Below are 1,840 nucleotides of genomic sequence, written 5' to 3' on the forward strand. Positions count from 1 at the left end.
GCCGGATAGATTTAAGCAAGCCAACCACAACACCCGAAATCAAGGTTGCAAAAAAGGGGGTGACCATAGATTTCTTAATTTGAACCAGCTCACAGGCACCCCGGGTCAGTGCTGTAAAATTGCGCGCGGTCAAGGCGGCTTATGATTGACGGCAAGAGGGATTGCGGCCGGAATAGTCATGCAATATAGTTGCCGCCTTTTTCACGGGGTACGGATTTTTAGCCCCTCCCATGTCGCGCGCTGTATGAATACGGATGCTCAGCCGCCGCTTAATAAAACAGGTTTGAGATGGACAAGAAACTGGGGCTGGGTGCCCTCATTTCGCTGGTGATCGGCTCCATGGTCGGTGCCGGGGTTTTCAGTCTGCCGCAAAACATCGCAGCGCACGCCAGTGCCGGGGCCGTCGCCCTGGGATGGGCCATCACGGGGATCGGCATGATCTGCCTCGCCCTGGTCTACCAGAATCTCTCCATGCGTCGACCGGATCTCGATGGCGGCATCTTCAGCTACGCCAAGGCAGGGTTCGGGGATTTCGTCGGCTTCAACGCCGCCTGGGGTTACTGGCTGTGCCAGCTGCTGGCCAACGTCTCCTACGCCATCGTGGTGTTCAGTGCGCTGAGCTACTTCTTCGACACGCCGGACAATGTCATCTTCGGTGACGGCAATACCCCGGTCGCCATCGCGCTCGCTTCCCTGCTCATCTGGTCGGTGCATGCCCTGGTGCTGCGCGGCATCCAGGTGGCGGCGCTGGTGAACATCGTCACCACCATCGCCAAGATGGTGCCCCTCATCGTCTTCTGCGTAGCCATCCTGCTCGCTTTCAACATGGAGACCTTCACCCTGGATCTCTGGGGGCAGGGGAGTCCCGAGCTCGGCTCCGTGATGGATCAGGTCAAGTCCACCATGAAGGTGACCCTCTGGGTCTTCATCGGCATCGAGGGGGCCGTGGTGGTCTCCGCCCGTGCCCGCCATCGCAAGGACGTGGGCCGCGCCACCGTGCTGGCGCTGCTGGGGGCCCTGGCGCTCTACGTCATGGTGACCCTGTTCTCCCTGGGGGTCATGAACCAGCCGCAACTGGCGGCCCTCAAGAACCCCTCCACCGCCATGATCCTGGAAGCCGTGGTCGGCCCCTGGGGCGCCTGGCTCATCAACATCGGCCTGGTGATCTCGGTGATGGGGGCCCTGCTGAGCTGGACCGTGCTGGCGGCGGAAGTGCCCTACATAGCCGGCAAGACCGGGGTCTTCCCGGCCTGGTTCGCCAAGGAGAACAAGAACGGCTCCCCCAAGGTGTCGCTCTGGTGCTCCACCTGCCTGGTGCAAATCTTCCTCATCATCATCTACTTCCAGAACAGCACCTACCTGGCGCTGGTGAACATCGCCACCTCGGCGGCCCTGGTGCCCTATGTCTTCTCCGGTGCTTACGGCCTCAAGCTGGCGTTGAAAGGGGAGACCTACGCGGGCCAGCCCCATCAGCGCAAGCGCGACCTGCTGCTGGCCTTGGTGGCCACCGTCTATGGCTGCTGGCTGGTCTATGCCGCCGGGGTGGAGTACCTCTTGCTGGTGGCGCTGCTCTACAGCCCGGGGATCTTCATCTACTGGAAGGCGCGCCAGCACCACGGTCTGCGCAGCCTCAACCGGCTGGAGCAGGGGATGACGGCAGCCCTGCTCGGTTGCGCCGTGCTGGCGTTCTACAAGGTGATGGACGGTACCATTCCCCTGCATTAATCGGCACAATAAAGAGATGGCAAGATGCCATCTCTTTTTAGGGCCGGTTTTTTTAAAATGTAAAGCGTTTTGTAAAGCGAAATGCCTAAAAACCCCGATATTTCGGGGTTTTTTC

1 protein-coding gene is annotated in these 1,840 nt (G+C 60.4%); it reads left to right on the top strand.

Features of this window, described 5'->3' with window-relative positions; genetic code table 11:
- Nucleotides 1-288: 288 nt before the first annotated feature.
- Nucleotides 289-1,725: an arginine-ornithine antiporter gene (gene arcD / locus PG892_RS22135; protein ID WP_052815136.1), complete on the top strand. Its 1,437-nt coding sequence runs from the start codon at nt 289-291 to the stop codon at nt 1,723-1,725.
- Nucleotides 1,726-1,840: the final 115 nt, after the last annotated feature.

Source organism: Aeromonas sp. QDB68 (assembly GCF_027707405.1).
GTDB lineage: Bacteria > Pseudomonadota > Gammaproteobacteria > Enterobacterales > Aeromonadaceae > Aeromonas > Aeromonas caviae.